17 protein-coding genes are annotated in these 20,309 nt (G+C 70.9%); 8 read left to right on the plus strand and 9 right to left on the minus strand.

What is annotated here, in order from left to right:
- Window positions 1–10: 10 nt before the first annotated feature.
- The 3 genes from ACZ6R6_RS12850 to ACZ6R6_RS12860 form a co-directional block, all read right to left on the minus strand.
- Window positions 11–940, minus strand: coding sequence for an ABC transporter permease (locus ACZ6R6_RS12850; protein WP_470092853.1), 930 nt, complete (start codon window positions 938–940; stop codon window positions 11–13).
- Between the two features lie 70 nt (window positions 941–1,010).
- Window positions 1,011–2,519 (minus strand): ABC transporter permease, encoded by a 1,509-nt coding sequence (locus ACZ6R6_RS12855; protein WP_470092855.1) that lies wholly within the window; start codon window positions 2,517–2,519, stop codon window positions 1,011–1,013.
- Window positions 2,520–2,666: 147 nt separating this feature from the next.
- Window positions 2,667–4,412, minus strand: coding sequence for an ABC transporter family substrate-binding protein (locus ACZ6R6_RS12860; protein WP_470092857.1), 1,746 nt, complete (start codon window positions 4,410–4,412; stop codon window positions 2,667–2,669).
- 709 nt (window positions 4,413–5,121) lie between these two features.
- Here ACZ6R6_RS12860 and ACZ6R6_RS12865 point away from each other — a divergent pair.
- Both ACZ6R6_RS12865 and ACZ6R6_RS12870 read left to right on the plus strand, forming a co-directional pair.
- Window positions 5,122–6,396 (plus strand): MFS transporter, encoded by a 1,275-nt coding sequence (locus ACZ6R6_RS12865; protein WP_470092859.1) that lies wholly within the window; start codon window positions 5,122–5,124, stop codon window positions 6,394–6,396.
- A 64-nt stretch (window positions 6,397–6,460) separates the two neighbouring features.
- Entirely contained in the window at window positions 6,461–7,153 is a 693-nt protein-coding gene (locus tag ACZ6R6_RS12870) for a peptidyl-tRNA hydrolase (RefSeq protein ID WP_470092861.1), read from the plus strand.
- On the opposite strand, the gene ACZ6R6_RS12875 is transcribed toward ACZ6R6_RS12870, so the two are convergent.
- Window positions 7,140–8,147, minus strand: coding sequence for a DUF3616 domain-containing protein (locus ACZ6R6_RS12875; protein ID WP_470092863.1), 1,008 nt, complete (start codon window positions 8,145–8,147; stop codon window positions 7,140–7,142). The genes ACZ6R6_RS12870 and ACZ6R6_RS12875 overlap by 14 nt on opposite strands.
- A gap of 156 nt (window positions 8,148–8,303) precedes the next feature.
- On the opposite strand from ACZ6R6_RS12875, the gene ACZ6R6_RS12880 reads away from it, so the two are divergent.
- The 5 genes from ACZ6R6_RS12880 to ACZ6R6_RS12900 all read left to right on the plus strand — a co-directional run bounded on the left by ACZ6R6_RS12880 (window position 8,304) and on the right by ACZ6R6_RS12900 (window position 14,369).
- Complete coding sequence (locus ACZ6R6_RS12880) at window positions 8,304–9,239, plus strand: hypothetical protein (protein WP_470092865.1); 936 nt, start codon at window positions 8,304–8,306, stop codon at window positions 9,237–9,239.
- 262 nt (window positions 9,240–9,501) lie between these two features.
- Window positions 9,502–11,454 carry an ATP-dependent zinc metalloprotease FtsH gene (gene ftsH, locus ACZ6R6_RS12885; protein ID WP_470092867.1) on the plus strand — a complete coding sequence of 651 codons (1,953 nt, stop codon included), beginning with the start codon at window positions 9,502–9,504 and terminating at the stop codon, window positions 11,452–11,454.
- A gap of 222 nt (window positions 11,455–11,676) precedes the next feature.
- On the plus strand, window positions 11,677–12,270 hold the full coding sequence (locus ACZ6R6_RS12890) for a Maf family protein (protein WP_470092869.1): 594 nt from the start codon (window positions 11,677–11,679) through the stop codon (window positions 12,268–12,270).
- 132 nt (window positions 12,271–12,402) lie between these two features.
- Entirely contained in the window at window positions 12,403–13,155 is a 753-nt protein-coding gene (locus ACZ6R6_RS12895) for an EI24 domain-containing protein (protein ID WP_470092871.1), read from the plus strand.
- A 104-nt stretch (window positions 13,156–13,259) separates the two neighbouring features.
- Window positions 13,260–14,369: a DUF4192 domain-containing protein gene (locus ACZ6R6_RS12900; RefSeq protein WP_470092873.1), complete on the plus strand. Its 1,110-nt coding sequence runs from the start codon at window positions 13,260–13,262 to the stop codon at window positions 14,367–14,369.
- 4 nt (window positions 14,370–14,373) lie between these two features.
- Here the strand turns inward: ACZ6R6_RS12900 and ACZ6R6_RS12905 are convergent, their stop codons facing one another.
- Window positions 14,374–14,712 carry a hypothetical protein gene (locus tag ACZ6R6_RS12905; RefSeq protein ID WP_012893614.1) on the minus strand — a complete coding sequence of 113 codons (339 nt, stop codon included), beginning with the start codon at window positions 14,710–14,712 and terminating at the stop codon, window positions 14,374–14,376.
- A gap of 191 nt (window positions 14,713–14,903) precedes the next feature.
- On the opposite strand from ACZ6R6_RS12905, the gene ACZ6R6_RS12910 reads away from it, so the two are divergent.
- Entirely contained in the window at window positions 14,904–15,488 is a 585-nt protein-coding gene (locus tag ACZ6R6_RS12910) for a magnetosome magnetite crystal formation protein family (RefSeq protein WP_470092875.1), read from the plus strand.
- 232 nt (window positions 15,489–15,720) lie between these two features.
- Here ACZ6R6_RS12910 and ACZ6R6_RS12915 read toward each other — a convergent pair whose 3' ends face one another.
- The 4 genes from ACZ6R6_RS12915 to ACZ6R6_RS12930 form a co-directional block, all read right to left on the minus strand.
- On the minus strand, window positions 15,721–16,638 hold the full coding sequence (locus tag ACZ6R6_RS12915) for an AEC family transporter (RefSeq protein WP_470092877.1): 918 nt from the start codon (window positions 16,636–16,638) through the stop codon (window positions 15,721–15,723).
- A 194-nt stretch (window positions 16,639–16,832) separates the two neighbouring features.
- Window positions 16,833–17,687: a septal ring lytic transglycosylase RlpA family protein gene (locus ACZ6R6_RS12920; RefSeq protein WP_470092879.1), complete on the minus strand. Its 855-nt coding sequence runs from the start codon at window positions 17,685–17,687 to the stop codon at window positions 16,833–16,835.
- Between the two features lie 501 nt (window positions 17,688–18,188).
- Window positions 18,189–19,715 (minus strand): ATP-dependent DNA ligase, encoded by a 1,527-nt coding sequence (locus ACZ6R6_RS12925; protein WP_470092881.1) that lies wholly within the window; start codon window positions 19,713–19,715, stop codon window positions 18,189–18,191.
- Window positions 19,716–19,832: 117 nt separating this feature from the next.
- A complete protein-coding gene (locus tag ACZ6R6_RS12930; protein ID WP_306866640.1) occupies window positions 19,833–20,207 on the minus strand; it encodes an FKBP-type peptidyl-prolyl cis-trans isomerase in 375 nt (124 codons plus the stop codon).
- Between the last annotated feature and the right edge of the window lie 102 nt (window positions 20,208–20,309).

Raw genomic sequence — 20,309 nt, forward strand, 5'->3', positions numbered from 1 at the left:
GGAGTCGTCATTAGGCACGCACCCGGGTCTGTCGGGGGTCGAAGGCGTCACGCAGGCCGTCGCCGATGAAGTTGATCGACAGCGCGATCGTGATGATGAACACGCCGGGCCACCAGAACAGCCACGGGCGGACCACCATCGCGCTGCGGTAGCGGCTGATCAGCTGGCCCAGCGAGGTGTCCGGCGCCTGGATGCCGAGGCCCAGGAAGGACAGCGCCGACTCCAGCAGCACCGCGCTGGCGATGCCCAGGGTGGCACTGACGATGATCACACCGATGGTGTTGGGCAGGATGTGGCGGAAGATGATCCGGCTCGGCCGCGTGCCGATCGCGCGGGCGGCCTCCACGAACTCCTTCTCCCGCAGGGAGAGGAACTCGCCGCGGACCAGCCGGCCCAGCGTCGGCCAGGTCACCAGGCCCAGGAAGAGGCCGAGGACGACGGCCCCGCTGTCGCCCATCATCCGGCCGACCACGGCGGCGATGATGAGGACCGGAATGGTGATCATCACGTCGGTGAGGCGCATCAGCACCGCCTCGATCCGGCCCCGGAAGTAGCCGGCCAGCGCGCCGACGATGGTGCCGCTGAGGGTCGCGACGATGCCGACGATGAACGCGATGATGATCGACTGCTGGGCGCCGCGCATGGTGAGCGCGAAGTAGTCGATGCCGATGTCGTCCTGGCCGAACGGGTGCTCGCCGAGGTGGATGCCGGTGCCGCCGAGGAACTCGGGGAGCAGGCTGAGGGTCGGCCTGCCCTGGTTGGTCAGCGCGCCGGTGTCGAGGTAGTTCTTGTCCCACCAGCCGGGGATGCCGGCGAAGCCGATGGAGCTGAACGCCAGGATGATGACGAGACCGAACATGATCATCCCGACCAGCGCGGCGCGGTGCCGGAAGAAGCGGCGGCGGACCATCTGGCCCTGCGTCCGGGCGACGATCGCCATGCCCTGTGAATCGGATGCGGTGTCAGGTCCCGTGGCCTGCGCATTGAGCGTCATGGGTGGTTCTCCGATTTCAGGACAGCCGGATGCGCGGGTCGAGGTACGCGTAGAGGATGTCGGCGATCATGTTGAAGACGACGATCGCGGTCCCGGTGACGATGAAGAACGCCATGACCGGGGCGGGGTCCACCTCCCGCAGGCCGTCGATGAACAGGTTGCCCATGCCCTGCCAGCCGAAGACGTTCTCGGTGACCACCGCGCCGCCGATGACGCCGGCGAAGTCGAAGGCCATCAGGGTGGTGACCGGGATGAGCCCGTTACGGAAGGCGTGCTTGACCACGACGGTCCGCTCCGGCAGGCCCTTGGCGCGGGCCGTGCGGACGTAGTCCTGGTTCATGACCTCCAGCATGCTCGCCCGGCTGTAGCGCGTGTAGGTGGCCAGGGAGATCAGGATGAGCGCCAGGCTCGGCAGCAGCAGGTGGCCGGCCGAGTCCAGGTTCAGCTGCCAGAAGTCGCCCTTGAAGTTGGGGGTCCGTGCGCCGATCGTCGAGATCGGGCGGCCGCGCACCACCTTGGTGTAGGAGTCGAACGCCTGGAGCATGTGGTCCACGAAGATCACGGCGCCGGTGAACAGGCCGGTCAACACGGCGGCGGTGGTCGCCTGCCGGCGCTGGATCCCGCCGAGGCCGTAGCCGAGGCCGACGCAGACCGCGACCGTCAGCAGGGCGAGACCGATGATCTCCAGCCAGGTCGGGTCGACCAGCAGCGGGTCGAGCACCTGTGAGGCCAGCGCGCCGATCAGGGCGGCGGCGAGGGCGGCGTACAACGGTCCGCGCTGGCGCAGCCCGGCGGACAGGACGGTGAAGCCCACCGCGGCGGCGGCCGACATGGCCAGGATGAGCGGGAGGCCGAAGCCGGGGTCGGCGAACCAGCGGGTCACCGAGAGCAGGGTGAACAGCGCGCCGCTGATCACGGCGCCGATGAGGAATGCGAGGAGCCGCCGCTTGCGGTCGCCCACGGTGAGCGCGCCGAATATCAGGCCGCCGACCAGTGCCAGGACGCCGATGACGGTCGGCGGGATGCCGGGGTCCTTCAGCCAGTTGTTGAACTCGATGGCCATGTACTGCTTGAGCATCACCGCGACCCAGAAGAGCGGCAGGGAGAAGCAGACGAAGGCGGCGAAGGTGACGGTGTAGTCGAAGCCGCTGTACTGGCGGAGGGCGGAGACGATGCCGACGACGATGCCGACGACGATCGCCAGCACGGTGGCGGCGAGCACGAGCTGGAGGGTGGCCGACAGGGCGTGGCCGAGAAGGGGGGCGACGTCCTGGCCGTCGCGGTTGACGCCGAGCTCGCCCCGGACGATGCGGCCGAGCCAGCCCAGGTAGCGGAGCGGGATCGGAGTGTTGAGCTCCATCCGCTCGGTGCGGTCGGCGATCTTGTTTGCCTTGTTGGGGCTGTTGTCCTGGCGGAGGTCTTCCAACGGGTCGCCCGAGAGCGCCGTCAGCACGAAGATGATGAAGGTGGCCGCCAGGAGGACGAAGAACGAGATGACCAGTCTCCGCGCGATGAAGACGATCATTACGTCACCTCCTGCTCATTCGAAGGGACTATATGTGCGGGTCAGGGCCGGAACCAGAGGTTTGTGATTCTCTGGTCCCGGCCCTGGGTGGTTGGTGTTCCATCAACCGCACGCGACGGTCAGGGAACGGGCCCTAGAACGAGGGGGTTACGACAGGCTCCACTTGTCCATGTTCCAGGTGATGGTCGACTGCGCGGGGTTCGGGACGACGTTCTGAACCGCCTCGTCCCACGCGCTGAGGCCCGGGTGCTGGAACAGCGGGATCGTGGCCAGGTCGGCCCAGAGGTTCTTCTCGATCTCAGCGATGATCGGGTCCTGCGCGGCCAGGTCGACGGTCGCGTTCAGCTTCGTGATGAGCTCGTCGACCTTCTTGTTGGAGTAGCAGCCGTTGTTGTTGCCCTTGTTCTCGCCGTCGCACTTCTTCGGCGTGGTGAAGGTGGAGGCCCAGCCGCTGACCAGGGAGGAGCCCGCCCAGGCGTACAGTGCCACGTCGTAGCCGTTGGCCGGCATCACGGTGCCGAAGAAGTCCTCGGAGCCCTTGTCGACGACCTTGAAGCCGGCCTTGTTGCAGGAGTCGATGATGAGCTGCACGGCCGCGGTGCGGCGCGGGTTCGGGGTCTGGTAGCCGACCTTGACCTCGAGGCCGGTCTTGCCCGCCTTCTCCAGGAGCGCCTTGGCGCCCTCGATGTCCTGCTGGGCGTAGACGCCGGCGCCGCCGCTGGCCGAGACGACCGCGGCGCTGTTGGCCTGGAACGGGGCCACGTTGCGGACTTCCAGAGGCTTGGCCTCCGGCGCGACGGGCTTGATCAGGTTGTCGACGATGAGCTGCCGGGGCACGCACTTGGCGAAGGCCTCACGCAGCGCCTTGTCCTTGAACGGGCTGGAGTCGAAGTTGAAGTCAAGGTGCTCGTAGGTGTATTCGTCGCTGAGGTTGACCTTGACGCCTTCGATGGCCTTGAGCTGGTTGAGCACGTCGGGGCCGGGCTGCGGCTCGACGATCTGGACCTCACGGTTCTGCAGCGCCTGGGCCTGCTCGTCCAGGGCGATGAAACGCTCCACGACGGTCGGGGTGGCCGCCGGGGTGCCCCACCACTTGTCGTTGGCGACGAAGGTCAGCGACTGGCCGGCGTCCATCTTGGAGAGCTTGTACGGGCCGGAGGAGGGGATCAGGTCGGCCGCGGGCAGCGTGCCCTCGGAGACCCAGCCGTCGTTGAAGAACTTGATGGACTTCTCGAGCTTCTTGGCGTCGGTGTCCTTGACCGCCGCGATGAACTCGTCCTCGGACAGGCCGCCCTGCTTGGCGACCACGTGGGCCGGCAGGATCTCGGTCGCGCCGGGGCCGTTGGCCACCCAGTCGGCGAAGGGCTTGTCGTAGATGAGGGAGAACTTCTTGCCGCCCTTGTCGCACTCGGGCAGCTTGGTGTCCTGGACGCCCTCGTTGCCGGAGGAGGAGAAGCCCTTGATCTTGCCGGACTTGAAGCCCCACCAGAGCATGACGTCGTCACAGTCGATCGGCACGCCGTCCGACCAGACGGCCTTGTCGCTGATGGTGTATTCGACCGTCAGCGGGTCGTCGGAGGTCTTCTCGTAGGTGCCGAAGTCCTTGTCGGGCGTGATGGCGCCCTTGTCACCGTAGATCCAGAAGCCCGTCAGCACGCGCTGGAGGGGGCCCGCGTTGCGGGTGGCGTTCTCCGCGACGGTGTTGTTGTTGTAGGAGTGGAACTCCTGCTCGTAGGCATAGGTGATGGTCTGGGCCGCCGGAGCCGAGGCTGACGCCGAGCCCGGCGAGGTCGGCGCGCTCGTCCCGGCGTCGTTACCCGCGCAGGCGGTCAGCAGGAGCGCACCTCCCGCCACAGCAGCTAGAAACTTGCCAGATGTCCGCGATTGGAACACGCCAGCACTCCTTTAATTGTCCGGTCTGAGGTCAGCCGCCAGCATTGGTCGAACAAAGCTGAGCACCGTGACTCTCTCCTGGACAAGTAGGACGACTTGGGTGTTGCAGACCTGAGACCGGCACCGCCCCAAGCTGTAACAAAGTCGGGCGTGAAGCGCCAAACTTCCCAATTAGGGCGGATAGGGAAAAACGTAACGTTTGACCGAATAGTCCCAGTATGTGAGATAACAGAGAGTAGCCGGGGCGGGTTCCGCGCCAAGGATCTCCGATGTTCGAAAGGCGGGGCAAGCAGTTCGGAAACTTCCGCCCGGATCGCGCCCCCGGTCACTCCGGGTAGTCGGGCGGTGGAGTTTTCGGCGTTCCGGAACCAGTGACTTGACGTGGCCGCGACGATGATGCGGACCGTGTCGCGGGAGCCGCCGGAGGGCGGGCTGCGCGGGAATTCCTTTTCCCCTGCGGGTTTTCGGCCCAGCAATAGGATGAAAAATCATCCTATGTATGGAATTTTTACGCCGTCCGCGGTGTGCGTCTCTTTCCGAAGCCGGCCAGGCCGTACGCCCGCCGCCGGGCTCGGAGGGGAGCGTCCGCCGCGGGGCGGCCGGCTCCGGCCGGGCCTGACGGGACGGCCTGCGTGATGGCCCGATCCTTGCGGACATTGGCACCCGGGCCACTCGTGGGGCCATGTCCGCGACCCCCATGATTGGGCCCATGTCAACGACTCTTCAGACGCGTGAGCGCGGACTGCATCGCGCCTGGATCGTGGCGGGAGTCGCGTTCGTGGCCATTCTCGGCGCGGCCGGATTCCGGGCCACGCCCGGGGTGCTGATCACCCCGCTCCAGCAGGAGTTCGGCTGGTCCCGGGGCACGATCTCGCTGGCCGTCTCGGTCAACCTCATGCTCTACGGCCTGACGGCCCCGTTCGCCGCCGCCCTCATGAACCGCTTCGGCATGCGCCGGGTGGTGGCGTGCGCGCTGCTGCTCGTCGCGGCCGGCAGCGGGTTCACCATCCTGATGAACGCCCCCTGGCAGCTCGTCCTGTGCTGGGGAGTCCTGGTCGGCCTCGGCACCGGGTCGATGGCCCTGGTCTTCGCCGCCACCCTCACCGAGCGCTGGTTCGTCCGCCACCGCGGCCTCGTCACGGGCATCCTCACCGCGGGCGGCGCCACCGGGCAGCTCATCTTCCTGCCGATCCTCGCCCACCTCGCCGCCGCCCAGGGCTGGCGCTCGGCCGCCGTCACGGTCACCGTAGCCGCCCTCGCCGTGGTCCCCCTGGTCTGGTTCCTGCTGCGCGACCGCCCCGAGGAGGTCGGCACCACCGCCCTGGGGGCCGATCCCGGCGCGGCCGCCCCCGCTCCGCCCGCCAGGACCGGCGGGGCCGCCGCGCACGCGCTCACCGTGCTGTGGACGGCCGCGCGGACCCGGCCCTTCTGGCTGCTCGCCGGCGGGTTCGCGATCTGCGGGATGAGCACCAACGGCCTGGTCGGCACCCACTTCATCCCCGCCGCCCACGATCACGGCATGGCCGAGCCGACCGCCGCGGGGCTCCTCGCCCTGGTCGGGATCTTCGACGTCGTCGGGACCGTCGCGTCCGGCTGGCTGAGCGACAAGGTCGACTCGCGGGTCCTGCTCGGGGCCTACTACGGGCTGCGCGGGCTGTCGCTGATGGTCCTCCCCAGCCTGTTCGGGGCCACCGCCGAGCCCAGCATGCTCGTCTTCATCATCTTCTACGGCCTCGACTGGGTGGCCACCGTACCGCCCACCGTGGCCCTGTGCCGGCAGATCTACGGCTCCGAGGGTGCGGTGGTGTTCGGCTGGGTCTTCGCCTCCCACCAGGTCGGCGCGGCCGTCGCCGCGGTGGGCGCGGGACTCGCCCGCGACCACTTCGGCGCCTACGACCTCGCCTGGTACGCCGCCGGATTCCTCTGCCTGATCGCGGCCCTGATGTCGGTCGCCATCGCGAAGAAGGCATCCTTGAGAGCGTGAACGAGCGCAACAGGCCAGTCGGCGGGCAGGACAGCGGATCGGTGGCACGGCGGGCGGGGGCCTCGTGACCGGCCAGAAGGTGCTCCCGCTCGTGGTCAGGATCGAGCGGGCGGCCCCTCCGGAGCGCACCGACGCCCTGGAGGCGGCCGCGCTGGCCGTGCTGACCCTGCTCGACGACCCCCGGGCCCGCGGCGAGGGCGGATGGGCCCAGGCGGTCCGCTCCTGGGAGGAGATCGGGATCAGGAAGGTCGTCCGGCGGGCACGCGGGGCCGAGTGGCGCCGGGTGCTCGACCTGCCCGGCATCACGGTGACCTCCGGCACCGCCGAGGTGCGGGTCCACCCGCCGGTGCCCCTCGACGATTGGCCCAAGGACCTGTCCAGGCTCCAGGTCTCCGGCACCGAACTGACCGACCCGGCCCCGCCGGGACCGGCGGGGCCGGTGACACTCTGGATCAACCCGGAGCTGGAGATGTCGGCGGGCAAGGCCATGGCCCAGGCCGGGCACGCGGCGCAGCTCGCCTGGTGGGGGAGCGACGGGCCGGCCCGGCAGGCGTGGCGGGAGCGGGGACTGGCGGCCTCCGTGCGGACCGCCGGCCCCGCCGGATGGGCCGCGCTGACCGCCTCGGGGCTGCCGGTGGTCCGGGACGCGGGGTTCACCGAGATCGAGCCCGGGTCCTGCACCGTCGTCGCGGACGCCCCGTGGCTGCGCCAGGGCGGCTTCCGGCCCGCGGCCTCAGGCCCGCTCAGGTCATCCTGACGATGTCGGCGAGCACCCCTCCCGCAGGGGTCAGCCGGGCCTCCGACGGGCTGTCGTAGACCACTAGGAGGCGCTCGTCGTCGAGCACGGCCAGCCCCTCCGGGTGGTCGCAGCCGTCTCCGTGGGGCAGGTCCATGACGTGCTCCGGGTCGTGTTCCACGGCCGGTCCGTCCGGCGGCCGCCAGCGCAGCACCCGGACCGGGCCGTCGAGATCCATGGTCGGCCCTGCCAGGATCAGCAGTCCGTCCCGGTGCGGGCACAGGTCGCGGACGCCGAGCCCGCCGAGGTCCAGCAGGTGCGTCCGGTACGGCCCGCCGTCGATCGGGGCGAGCCTGAGGCGGCCGGGGCGGCCGGGGGCGGCCTGGGGCCGGATCTCCAGCAGCATGGCCCAGCCGCGCAGCACCGGACCGCGCAGGCCGACGAACACGCGGCCGTCGAGTATCGCGATGCCCTCGATGTCCAGGCCGTTGTCCTTGCCGGGGATCGCCAGGAAGGGGGTCAGGTGCGGATCGCCCACCATCGCGTCGGCCAGGCTCAGGCCGGGGCCGGACAGGATCGCGGCCGTGCGGTCGCCGTCCCGGCGGACCGGGGTCGCGCCGGCGAGCGGCAGCCGTACGAGGATGTAGCGGTTCTCCTCGCGCACGACGGTGCCGAGCCGGCGGCGGGCCTTCTCGGGTGAGTGGCCCCTTCTGAGCCGCTTGCGCTTGAGACTGTGCGAGCCGATCGCCCACAGCCAGCCGTCGGCCTGGGCCAGGCCCTCGATGTCGGCCTCCTCCGTCGGGCCGGCCGGCAGGTCCACGAAGTCGGCCAGGGCGAAGGTGCGCTGGCCGTCGTAGCGGCCGCCGCGGAACGTCAGATGCTCGACGGTGGCGGTCCCGTCCCCCGCCACCCAGAGCCCGGGGCCGTCGACGCCGACGGCGGACAGGTTGGTGTGGGTCCTCGCCTCACGCGAGGTGGCGTGGAAGCGGAGCTCCACCTGACGTTCTACGGACATCCGCGAATCATCGCAGGTAGGTGTCCCATCGCAGCTGGGAGGTACTCGTTCCCGAAGTGTGATGGGGATCGCGCACGAGAAAACCGGATTTGTCGTACGCTCCCGATCGTGCTCGATGGGTTGGGTGGGACTCCGGGGACCCGGGGGACGGGTTCCGTGCCGACGTATGTGACCGCGGAGGCGGACACGTCGGAGCTGCCGAAGGTCGCCGTCGACGACCGCTCGAGGCCGCCGGCCACCCCGTCGAGGTCGCCGATCAAGAAGTCCCGCATCGGTGACCTGCCGATGCGCGTGATCTACCGGATTCTCGCCGTGGTCACCGCGGTGGTCGTGGCCGCCGTCGCGGCCGTGGTCGGTCTCACCTACTCCGGCTCCCCAGATCAGCCGGGCGAGGGAGCGTCGGGGCAGATCGCCGCGCCATCTGCCGCGACGCCCTCGCCCGGTGTCAGCTCGCCGGCCGCGCCCTCTCCCAGCGCGTCCCCGGCCCAGGCGTCCCTGTCGCCCTCGCCGACCGCGAGCGGGGCCCGCTCGCAGGGGCCGAGCGCGGCGGTGGTGGTGGCTCTGGCCGACCCCCGCGTCCCCGACCTCCCGCGTGACAGGCGCCTGGGCCGGCTGCCCGGCAAGGAGCACAAGACCAAGCGCCGCCTGCAGGACGCCAAGTCGGGAGTCTCGCTGGCCCGGCTCGGCAAGCCGTGGAAGGTCTTCGGCGCCTCGCCGTTCGCCACCCGGCAGGTGCTGCCGAGGGCGAAGGGCGTGCCCACCCGGGCGATGCTCGTGAGCTGCCCCGTGCCGATCAAGGTGCAGGAGAGTCCGAAGGACACCGCCCTGCTGGCCGCCCGCTGGACGCTCAACCACCACCCCAAGGGCTCCAGGATCGGATGGACCGCCTCCCAGCCGATCAAGGGTGGCTGGCTGCTCGGCTACCGGGTGACGTACAAGGTCAAGGGCAAGACCCGGCTGTCCATGGCCGCCGTCGCCGTGACCCAGGTGCCCGGCGCCAAGCCCGCCATGGTCTTCGTGACGATCCCCGACGCCCAGCGGAAGAACTGGCGCGACATCAACACCGCGATCTCCTCGATCAGATTGAAGTAGGCACCGGCTGGGCAGGAATCGCCTTGTTCATCCGGCCTGATGGAAATCGGGGGATTTCATGGCCGATCTCTCCGCCGTCCGGCATGACTCCGCAGCCTGCCGCGACCTCGCCGCAGCCGGACAGGTCACGGGCCGCTCCTCCGGATCCCCGGCCGGGCCGCCGGCCCGCCGCGCGGGCGCCGTGGGCCGGGCCCGCGGCTGAGGACGCCGGGCCCAGGGCGATCTCCGCGGGGGTCGGGCCGGGGCCCTGGAGGGAGGAGTCGTGGAACGACCGGCGTCTCCGGAGCGCAGAGGACCCGACGCCGAAGGGCGCGACAGGGAAGAGCAGCCCAAGCCGTGGCGGTCCGAAGGGCTGCCCGGCGAGCCACCGGCCCCGCAGCGCCCGAAGATCAACTGGAAACGCTTCCTGCTCACGCTCCTGGTGGTCTACGCGGGCTTCTTCCTCATCTCGTCGATCTTCGACAGCGGCGGGGTCGAGACGGTCTCCTACACCCAGTTCCTCCGGCAGGTGCAGGCCGGAAACGTCAAGGACATCTACGCCAAGGGCTTCTCCGTCCAGGGCGATCTGAAGAAGGCCGCCCAGGACCCCGACAGCGACAACCGCGGCTACACCAAGTTCTCCACCGAGATCCCGGTCTTCGCCGACGAGGGCCGGCTCTACCAGCAGCTCGTCGCGGGGGGCGTGGAGATCAAGGCCGAGCCGGTCACCGGTGACCGCGGCTTCGTGGTCAACCTGCTGCTGTCACTGCTGCCCGTGCTGCTGCTGGCCGGCCTGTGGATCTGGTTCATGCGCCGCTCGGCGGCAGGCATGATGGGCGGCGGAGGGCTGGGCGGCATGGGCAGGTCCAAGGCGGCCACGCCGGTGGAGGCGGGCAAGGTCCGGGTCGACTTCGACGACGTCGCGGGCATCGACGAGGTGGAGAACGAGCTCGCCGAGATCGTCGACTATCTCAAGGAGCCCGACAGATACCTCAGGCTGGGCGCCAAGCTCCCCAAGGGCGTGCTGCTCGCCGGCCCGCCCGGCACCGGCAAGACCCTGCTCGCCCGGGCCGTCGCGGGCGAGGCCGACGTGCCCTTCTTCTCGGCGGTCGCCTCGGAGTTCATCGAGATGATCGTGGGCGTCGGCGCGTCACGGGTGCGCGAGCTGTTCGAGGAGGCCCGCAAGGTCGCCCCGTCGATCATCTTCATCGACGAGATCGACGCGATCGGCCGGGTGCGCGGCGGCAGCACGATCGGCGGCCACGACGAACGCGAGCAGACCCTCAACCAGATTCTCACCGAGATGGACGGCTTCACCGGCTCCGAGGGCGTCATCGTGATCGCGGCCACCAACCGGCCGGAGATCCTCGACCCGGCGCTGCTGCGGCCCGGCCGCTTCGACCGGACCGTCACGGTCTCCGCGCCGGACGCCGGTGGGCGGCTGGAGATCCTCAAGGTGCACACCCGCGGCGTGCCGCTCGCCGCCGACGTGGACCTGGAGCGGCTCGCCAGGGCCACCCCCGGCATGACCGGCGCCGATCTGGCCAACCTCGTCAACGAGGCCGCGCTGCTCGCCGCCAAGCGGGACAACGCCGAGGTGCGGGCCCGCGACCTCGCCGACGCCCTGGAGAAGATCCTGCTCGGTACGGCCCGCGCGCTCGTGATCCCGCAGGAGGAGCGCAGGCGCACCGCTTACCACGAGGCGGGCCACGCGCTGCTCGGCATGCTCCAGCCCGGGGCGGACCCGGTCAGGAAGATCTCGATCATCCCGCGCGGCAGGGCGCTCGGCGTCACGCTCTCCACGCCCGACACCGACCGTTACGCCTACGACGAGAAGTATCTGCGCGGCCGGATCATCGGGGCCCTCGGCGGCATGGCCGCCGAGCAGGTCGTCTACAACCTCGTCACCACCGGCGCGGAGAACGACCTGGAGCAGGTCACCATGATCGCCCGGGGCATGGTGGGCCGCTGGGGCATGTCCTCCAGGATCGGCCCGCTGACCATCCTGCCGAGTTCCGCCGACGGCCAGCTCACGGCCGCTCCGGACACCCTGGCCGCCGTGGACGAGGAGACCCGGCGCATCGTGGACGAGTGCTACGGGGTGGCCCTGCGCGTCCTGAGGGAGAACCGCGACCGCCTGGACGCCATCGTCATCGCCCTGCTGGAGCAGGAGACCCTGGGCGAGGCCGAGGCCTACGCCGCCGCGGGACTGCCGCGCGGCGGACAGACGGAGTGAGGTGGGGGAGGGACACGGCGGGAGGGCGAGAAGGAGCGGTGAAGAAGTGAAGAGGAGCGGGGGCTGCGGTGAAGGTGAAGAGGAGCGGAGGCTGCGGGGGAAGCGGCGAGAGGGCGAGACTGTGGTGGGTGAAGGCGGAGAAGCGGTGAGAGGCGAGGGCGGCGGTGGGAAAGCGAGGAGAGGACGAGGGGAGGTGGTCGACCCGCGCTAGGCTCGATTGACGTGACCCAGATCGTTCTCGCCTCCGCTTCGCCCGCCCGCCTCGCCCTGCTCCGCAGCGCCGGACTCGACCCCAAGGTGATCGTCAGTGGGGTCGACGAAGAGGCCGTCACCGCAGACACCCCGAGCGAGCTCTGCCTCACGCTGGCCCGCGCGAAAGCCGCTGTCGTGGCTCGCGACCTGACCGAGGGCCTGGTCATCGGCTGTGACTCGGTGCTGGAGCTCGACGGCCGGGCCTATGGCAAGCCGTCCTCGGCCGAGGAGGCCGTCTCCCGATGGCAGGGCATGCGCGGCCGTGAGGGCCGGCTGCTCACCGGCCACTGCGTGATCGACGCCGCCGACGGGCGGGAGGTGGCCGAGGCGGCCGCCACGGTCGTGCGTTTCGGCACCCCCACCGACGCCGAGATCGCCGCCTACGTCGCCACCGGCGAGCCCCTCGCCGTCGCGGGCGCCTTCACCCTGGACGGCGCCGGCGGCTGGTTCGTCGACGGCATCGACGGCGACCACGGCAACGTCCTGGGCATCTCCCTGCCCCTCCTGCGCCGCCTGCTGACCACCCTCGGCGTCTCCGTGCCCGCCCTCTGGCAGCGCGCCTGACCGCCCCGCCCGTCATCCACCCGTCCCGCGCCGTCGTCTTCTCGGGCAGGGGCCGCCGCGGCGGGGCGGGCCGGGGTGGTGGTCCCCGGTGCCGTCGCGCGGTGATCCACCGATCCCGCTAATCTTCCGGGCATGGGTCCTCTCCGCTCCTTTATGGACGGCATCGGGTTGTTTCTGCAGGGGCTGCGCTGGGTCGCGCGGAATCCCAGGTGGTGGCTGTTCGGGTTGATCCCCGCTCTGATCGTGTCCGTGCTCTACATGGTCGGCCTCTACTTCCTCGGCACCAACGCGGGAGACATCGCGGAGTGGGCGACGCCGTTCGCGAGCGGGTGGGGTGAGGCGGCACGGAACGCCCTCCGGGCCCTGGTCGGGCTGGCGATCTTCGGAGCCGGGCTGGTCCTGTCCGTGGTGACCTTCACCGCGGTGACCCTGATCGTGGGAGACCCCTTCTACGAGAAGCTCTCGGAGAAGGTCGAGGAGACCTACGGCGAGGTGCCGAGCGGCTATGAACTCCCGCTCTGGAAGTCGATCCCCAGGTCCATCAAGGACAGCTTGATCACTCTCGGATACGTCCTGCTGTTCACCATCCCGCTGTTCTTCCTGGGCTTCGTGCCGGTGGTCGGGCAGACGGTGGTGCCGGTGCTGGGCGCCCTGGTCTCGGGCTTCTTCCTCACGGTCGAGCTCACCACGCTGGCCATGGAGCGCCGCGGCATGGCGCGCAAGAGCCGCTTCGCCCTTCTCCGGAGGAACAAGGCCGCGGCTCTCGGCTTCGGCGTGCTCATCTTCCTGCTCTTCCTCATCCCCCTGGGCGCCGTGGTCGCGATGCCCGCCGCCGTCGCGGGCGGCGCGATCATGGTCCGCACACGCCTGGCGCCCGTCGCCTGAGCTCTCCCTCCGTTCACCCCGCCTGGCTGTGGACAGTCCGCGACTCTCCACAGAGCGCGGTTCGGCGTGCAGGCGCGGGGCGCGGTCCGGCGAAGCTCTGGGCCATGACAACCGACATCCCGGCCCCGCCTGCCGACCGGCCCCGCCTGCTCCTGGGCTCCACGGAGGAGGTCCTCGGCGCCGTCCCCTACCTCGTGGGGTTCCACCCCGCAGACAGCCTGATCGTGATCGGACTGAAGGGGCGGCCGTCCCGGAGCCGGCTCCATCTCACCGTCCGGTGGGACCTCCCTCTGGCCGCTCCGGCCCTCGACCGGATCATCCCGCTGCTCCGCGCGGAGAGGGTCGGCCAGGTCATCGTCATCGGCTACGGCCCGGGCCCGCTGGTGACGCCCGCCGTCGACATGGCCGTCACGCTGTTACGCAGGAGCGACGTCACAGTCGTCGACGCCCTCCGGGTGGAGGACGGCCGCTACTGGTCCTACCTCTGCTCCCGGGCGGACTGCTGCCCCGTGGACGGCACGCCGTACGGACAGGGGGCCGGTGTGATCGCGGCCGAGGCCACCGTGCACGGACTGGTCGCCCTGCCCGACCGGGAGACCCTGGAACGCTCGCTCGACCCCGTCGGCGGAGCCGAGAGGCCGGCCATGCGCCGGATCACGGCCCGCGTCACGCGGGAGCTGCGGGACAGGCTCGCCGGATGCGGAGACGTCGAGGGGCTCGCGGCGGAGTTCGTCGCCGACGGGACGGCCCGGGTCCGCGCGGCGATCGGCACCTACGCCTCCGGCGGGCGGCTCGACGACGAGCAGGCGGCCAGGCTCGGACTGGACCTGGCGGTGATCCGGATCCGCGACGAGGCGTGGGCGCTCGTCACCGACGGCACCCACGACGTCCACCGCAGGCTCTGGCATGACCTCACCCGGCGGCTGGAGCCGAGATTCGTGCCCCCGGCGGCATCCCTGCTCGGCGTGGTCGCCTGGCGCGACGGCGACTCCGCGCTGGCCGGCGTCGCGCTCAGCCGGGCCCGGGCCATCGACCCGGGTTACTCGATGGCGGATCTGCTCATGCACGCACTGCACCATCTGCTCCCGCCGCACGCGCTGACCGACAGGATGCCCACCCCCGAGCAGTTGGCGGAGGAGATGGGCACCCCCCGGGCGGCCTGGCTGCTCCCCATGGTCGCCCTGCTGGAGGAGCCGGAGCCCCCATCGGGGTGATCGATCAGCCCTCGGCGCGTCTGCGGCGCTCGTTGTAGGCCCGCATCCGGGGCGGATAACCCGTCAGCTGCACGTCATAGACGGGGAGGGCCAGGTCACGGGCGACCTTGCGGATCACCGCGGGCGAGCCGACCCGGCGCCGGGTCCACTCGCCGTCGTCGGCGATGGCCATCGCGGTGGTGTCCGTCGCGAAGGTCTCCGGCTCGACGTAGAACTCCACGCCACGACGCGACTTGGCGAAGGCGATGAGCGCCTCGACGTCGGCGTCGGTCGCCTCACGGTCGAACTTGGCGATCTTCGGCCCGCGCAAACGCCTCAACCCATAGCGATCCCGCCATCTCATGACTCCTTGTATACCTCTCCCGGACGTTTCATGGTGGGAGGCCAGGGTGGACTCTAAGGGACATCCAAGGGTTCATCCGGATGGACCGGACGGAAATCAGTGACAAATATGAAAGGCAAAGCGGCGACGAAAGGGATGTCGGTTCCATGGCAGGCAGAGCGACACCAGTGGCGAGCCCATGGCACGGAGGCGTGCCGGCATCCGGCGTGAGGCCCGGCCACGCCGACCTCAGGGTGAGCAACCAGGACCGGGAGCAGGTGGTCGAGCACGTCAAGGCCGCCTACGCGGAGGGGCGGTTCGACAAGTTCGAGTTCGACGACCGGCTGGAGCGGGCGATGACGGCCCGCGTCCATGGCGACCTCATGCCGATCATGCACGAGCTGTACGGCTCGCGCCCGGTCGCCCCCATGCCCTACCCGCCCGGCCGGACGGCGCCGGGCCACCATCACAACGTGCGGGCCGAGACGGGGGGAGACCGCCTGGGCGCGGCGGCGGCGCACCTGCTCCCGCTGGCCGGCCTGTTCGCGATCGGCCCGCTGATCATGCTGCTCGCCGCGGGCAAGACCTCGCCCTACATCCGCAAGCACGCGGTGGAGGCGCTCAACTTCCAGCTCACCCTGCTCGGGGCCACCGTCCTGCTGGCGATCACCGTCGTGGGCCTCGTCCTGATGCCCGTGCTCTGGATCGGAGGCGTGGTCCTGTCCGTGGTCGGCGGCATGGCGGCGCTGGGCGAGGGCGACTTCCGCTACCCGCTCACGCTGCGCCTGGTGAAGTAGGACCGCCCGGAGCCGCAGGGCAAGCCGTAGGCGGCTCCCTGATCAGCCGGTAGGCGGTCACCAAGCCGCAGCCGGTGGGCGGTCGCTGGACCAGCCAGTAGGCGGCCATCGGATCAGGGGCGGGGTGCGGTGGATCGTGCGCTGCGGTCAGGGCAATGCGTCAGAGCGCTGCCAGGGCGATGCTTCAGGGCGATGCTTCAGGGCGCTGCCAAGGCGATGCTTCAGGGCGCTGTCAGGGTGCTGCGGGTGACCCCAGCAGCCAGCCGATCACTGCGAGGGTGAGCATCGACAGCGCGGTGCTGGTGATCACCGCCCCGCGCGCCACCGAATCGGCCTGACCGTATTCGCGGGCGAAGATGTAGGCGTTCTGCGCGGTGGGGAGGGCGGCGCAGACCACCAGCGCGAGCAGTTCGGCCGGGCGGAGCTGCGCCAGCAGTCCGAACAGATATGCCAGCAGCGGCTGGACGAGCAGTTTCAGGGCCGACAGCGCCAGCACCTCGGCCCGCTCGCCCGCCAGACCCGGGCCGCGCACGGTCAGGGAGAGACCGAGGGCGACCAGGGCGGCGGGCACGGCGGCGTCGCCGAGCAGGGCGAGTGATCCGGTGATCACCGTGGGCGGCCGCCAGCCGGAGGCCGAGCAGAGCACGCCGGCGGCCAGGCCGAGGATCACCGGGTTGCGCAGCGGCAGCCCTGCCAGCCGGGCCGGCCGGAGCCGCCGGTCGGCGCCCCGGTCCAGGAGCGCGAGCACCAGGGGAGTGATCACCATGACCTGGAACAGCAGCACCCCGGTCAGGAAGGTGGCGTCGCCGAGCACCTGCAGGGTGACAGGGATGCCGAGGTTCGCGGAGTTCACGTAACCGGCGGACATCGCACCGATCGTGGCCTCGCCGGGCTTCCGGCCGAAGACCCGGCGGCTCAGAACGGCGCCCAGGGCCATGGTCACGGCGGTGCCGGCGGCGAAGGCGCCCAGCGCGGACCAGCTGAACGACAGCCGGGTCCGCATGAGAACGGAGAACAGCGCGGCCGGCATCGCGAGGTGGAAGACGAAGGCGCCGAGCACCCGGTCGGCCTCCGCGCCGAGCAGCCGGAAACGTCCGGCCAGGTAGCCGAGTAGCGTCAGCGTCCAGATCGGGGTGAAGGCCGCGATCAACGAGTGATCACCCCAATCTCCTTGCACCAGCAGGCGTCGAGCGTATCCTGCTCGATCTTGACGGCCGGCGGCCGGGCCGTTCCGCATCCGGCCCGGCGGGCCGGGGCCGAGGGAGCCAAGGGGACTGAGGGCTCCGTGCTCGGCCTGGGGCATGCCGGTGTCGATGCCGACGCATCCGGCCCGGCGGGCCGTGGTCAGGTGCCGAGGACCTCATACTTGACCCGCATGACCCCGGCGCCGATGCTGCCGATGGCGGAGAAGGCGGCCTTGGACAGGTCGAGGCAGCGTCCGCCCACGTAGGGGCCGCGGTCGTTGATCCGGACCGTCACCGACTCGCCGTTGGCGGGATTGGTCACCCGGACCCTGCTGCCCATGGGGAGAGTCTTGTGCGCGGCGGTCATCGCGCCGGGGTTGAAGCGCTCGCCGCTGGCCGTCATCTGCCCTTCCGCGTAGTAGGAGGCGCCGCAGGTGCCGGTGGAGACCACGTGGGTCTTCGGCCTGGAGACGGCCTTCTTCGGCGTGCGGGCCCTGTCGGTCTTCGGCGCGCTCTCCTTCCTGGAGGTGACGGCGTCGTCGCGTACGGCCTCCGCCTTGGGAGCGGCCGTGCTCTCCTTCCTGGGGGCGGCCTTGGGGGCGGACGTGCTCTCCGCCTTGGGGGCGGCGGTCCTGGCAGGGGTGGCCGCGGTGCTCGGTCCGGCCGGAGCCCGGAGAGAGGCGGACGGACCCGCGGAAGGACTGGCGGACGGCGAGGTGATCTGGTCGGCGGCGGCCGTCGCGCTCCCGGTCATCGGACTCCGGGAAGGCGCGGAGCCGTCCGGGGCGGTGCCGGGGGAGTGGTCGCCTGGCTGCCGCGCGCTGGTCAGAGCGGCGGAGGCGGTCGTCCGCGAGGCGTCGCCGCCGGAGGAGACGGCCCAGGCGGTGGTCGAGGCCACGGCCACCACGGTGACGCCGGCGGCCAGCGCCACCAGGCGCCGCTTGCTCATCAGCGCTTTCTTGGAGGACGGCGTGTCGGGGGACGGGGTGTAGGAGTGCAGGCCCAAGGAAACCACGGTCCAAAATCGGGGGCAGGGCAGGGGAGGGCCGTACGGGGCAGAGGAGGTGGGGGATACGCGTCGGCCGATCCCAGGGCGGGGCACAGGGGTGTTTCCCGCGTAATGCGGTCGACCATATGCGACAAACAGGTAGTAAAGGCAAGTTAATGTCGCAAGGGTGACTTATGTCACCTGGTCAAGAAAGCGTGACGGATCGGTAGGTGATCCGTCTCCCCGCTGCAATGCCGGTGGGCGTGGCTCAGGATGCGGGGGCTGTCCGCACGCGGCTGCCGGTGGGTGCGGGCAAGGGCATCGGGGGCGCCGGTACGCGTGGAGTGGGTCAGGGGTGTCCACACGTGCGCCGGTGGGCGTGGCTCAGGGCGCGGGGGCTGTCCGCGCGTGGCTGCCGGTGGATGCGGTCGGAGCGGCGGGGGTGTCCGCGCGGCGTCCGGTGGGCGTGGCTCAGGGCGCGGGGCGTCGAGGGCGGCTGCGTCCGCGCGTCTGCGGATGCGGATGCGGTCAGAGCATCAGGGAGCGCACCATGTCGACGGTGTCGGCCTGCTCGGCGGTCTTGTCGGGGCGGTAGCGGATCACCCGGGCGAAGCGGAGCGCCATGCCGCCGGGGTAGCGGCTGGACTGCTGGACTCCGTCGAAGGCGATCTCGACGACGAGAACCGGGGGGAGGGCGACCACCCAGCCGTCGGTGGGGCCCTCGGCGAGCTCGAGGAAGCGCTGGGTCTGCCAGGCGAGCAGCTCGTCGGTCAGGCCCTTGAAGGTCTTGCCGAGCATGACGAACCCGCCGGTCCGCGGGTCGCGGGCGCCCAGGTGCAGGTTGGAGAGCCTGCCCTCGCGGCGGCCGCTACCCCACTCGGCGGCCAGGACGACCAGATCGAGCGTGTGGCGGGGCTTCACCTTGATCCAGCCGGCGCCACGCCGCCCGGCGGCGTAGGGCGTCTGCAGTGACTTGACCACCACGCCCTCATGGCCGGCCCTGATGACGTCTTCGAAGAACGCCTCACCGCTCGCGACGTCATCGGTGACCAGGCGGGGGGTGACCAGCTCCGGCGGCACGGCCGCGGCCAGCGCCGCGTGGCGCGCCTCGCCCGGCAGCTCCAGCAGGTCGGCGCCGTCCACCCGCAGGGCGTCGAAGAAGAACACGCGCAGTGGGGTCTTCGCGCGGACCTGGGCCACGTCGACGCGGCTGGACACGCGGCCGGAGGTGATCTGGAAGGGCTCGGGGCGGCCGTCGGGGCGCAGCGCGATGACCTCGCCGTCCAGGACGAGGTCCTGGGAGGGCAGGGCGCGGACCGCCTCGACCAGCTCGGGCACCTGGGCGGTGATGTCGTCGAGGGTCCGGGTGAAGACGCTCACCGCGTCGCCGGAGCGGTGGGCCTGGACCCGGACGCCGTCGAGCTTCCACTCGATCGCGGCCGGGCCGCCGAGCTTGCCCAGGGCGGCGGCGACGGAGGTGGCGCTCTGCGCGAGCATCGGCGACACCGGGCGGCCGACCTCCAGGTGGAAGGCCCGCAACGCCTCGACCCCGCCGCTGAGCGCGGCCGCTCCCACGGCCGGCAGCCAGCCGCGGAGGGTCAGCGCCCGCCGGACCTCGGCCGTCGGGACGGCGGACGCCTTCGCGATGGCCTCGATCATCACTCCGTCCAGCGCGCCCTGCCTCAGCTCGCTGCGGAGCAGCCGCACCATGAAGGTCTGCTCCTGGCGGGTGAGCGCGCCGAACAGCTCGGTGACCAGGGATCTGCGCGCGGCCTGGGAGCCGGGGCCCGCCTGGGCCTTGATGCGGTCGAGGAGGTCGTCGACCTGGCGCAGGGTGGCGGTCGCGGCCAGGCGCGGATCGGGCGGATCCTGTAGGCCGGCCCAGCCCACGCCGATGTGACGCTGGGGCAGCTCGCCGGAGAGATAGGCGATGGCGATCTCGGCCTCGTCCGGTCCGACCCGGCCGAGCAGCTCCGCGAGATGGCCGATCTTCGCCAGCCTGGCGGAGTCGGCCGCCACGGCCGTGGAGGTGCGCGCAAGGTCGATCAACAACACAAGGCCAGCCTAAAAGCTGGGGGTGACATTCCGGGAGAGCGGAGCTCCGCTTTTCGGAGCGGTCCAGCCACGGGAAACGGGCCACCCCTGGCAGCGGAGTGGCCCGTCACGGGGACGTCAGCTGACGCCGAGCAGGTCCACGACGAAGATGAGCGTCTCACCAGGCTTGATGCGGGCGCCCGCGCCGCGGTTGCCGTAGCCGAGGTGGGGCGGGATGGTGAGGCGGCGGCGGCCGCCGACCTTCATGCCCGCGACACCCTGGTCCCAGCCCGCGATGACCTGGCCGCCGCCCAGCTGGAACTCGAAGGTGTCACCGCGGTTCCACGAAGCGTCGAACTCCTCGCCGGTGGAGAAGGCGACGCCGACGTAGTGCACGCTGACCTGGTGCCCCGGCTTGGCCTCCGGGCCGTCCCCCTCGACGATGTCGACGATCTGCAGCTCGGTGGGCGCGTCGCCCTCCGGGAAGTCGATCTCCGGCTTCTCCAGTGCCACGTGGCTCTCCTTGATCGGATACGTGCCGGCCTGTTTCCGACCGGCCGGACGACTCTACGGGGTCCGGCGGCCGTATGAGAGGCAGAGGGACGCGAGGGCCCC

This window comes from Streptosporangium sp. NPDC048886, from assembly GCF_055586905.1.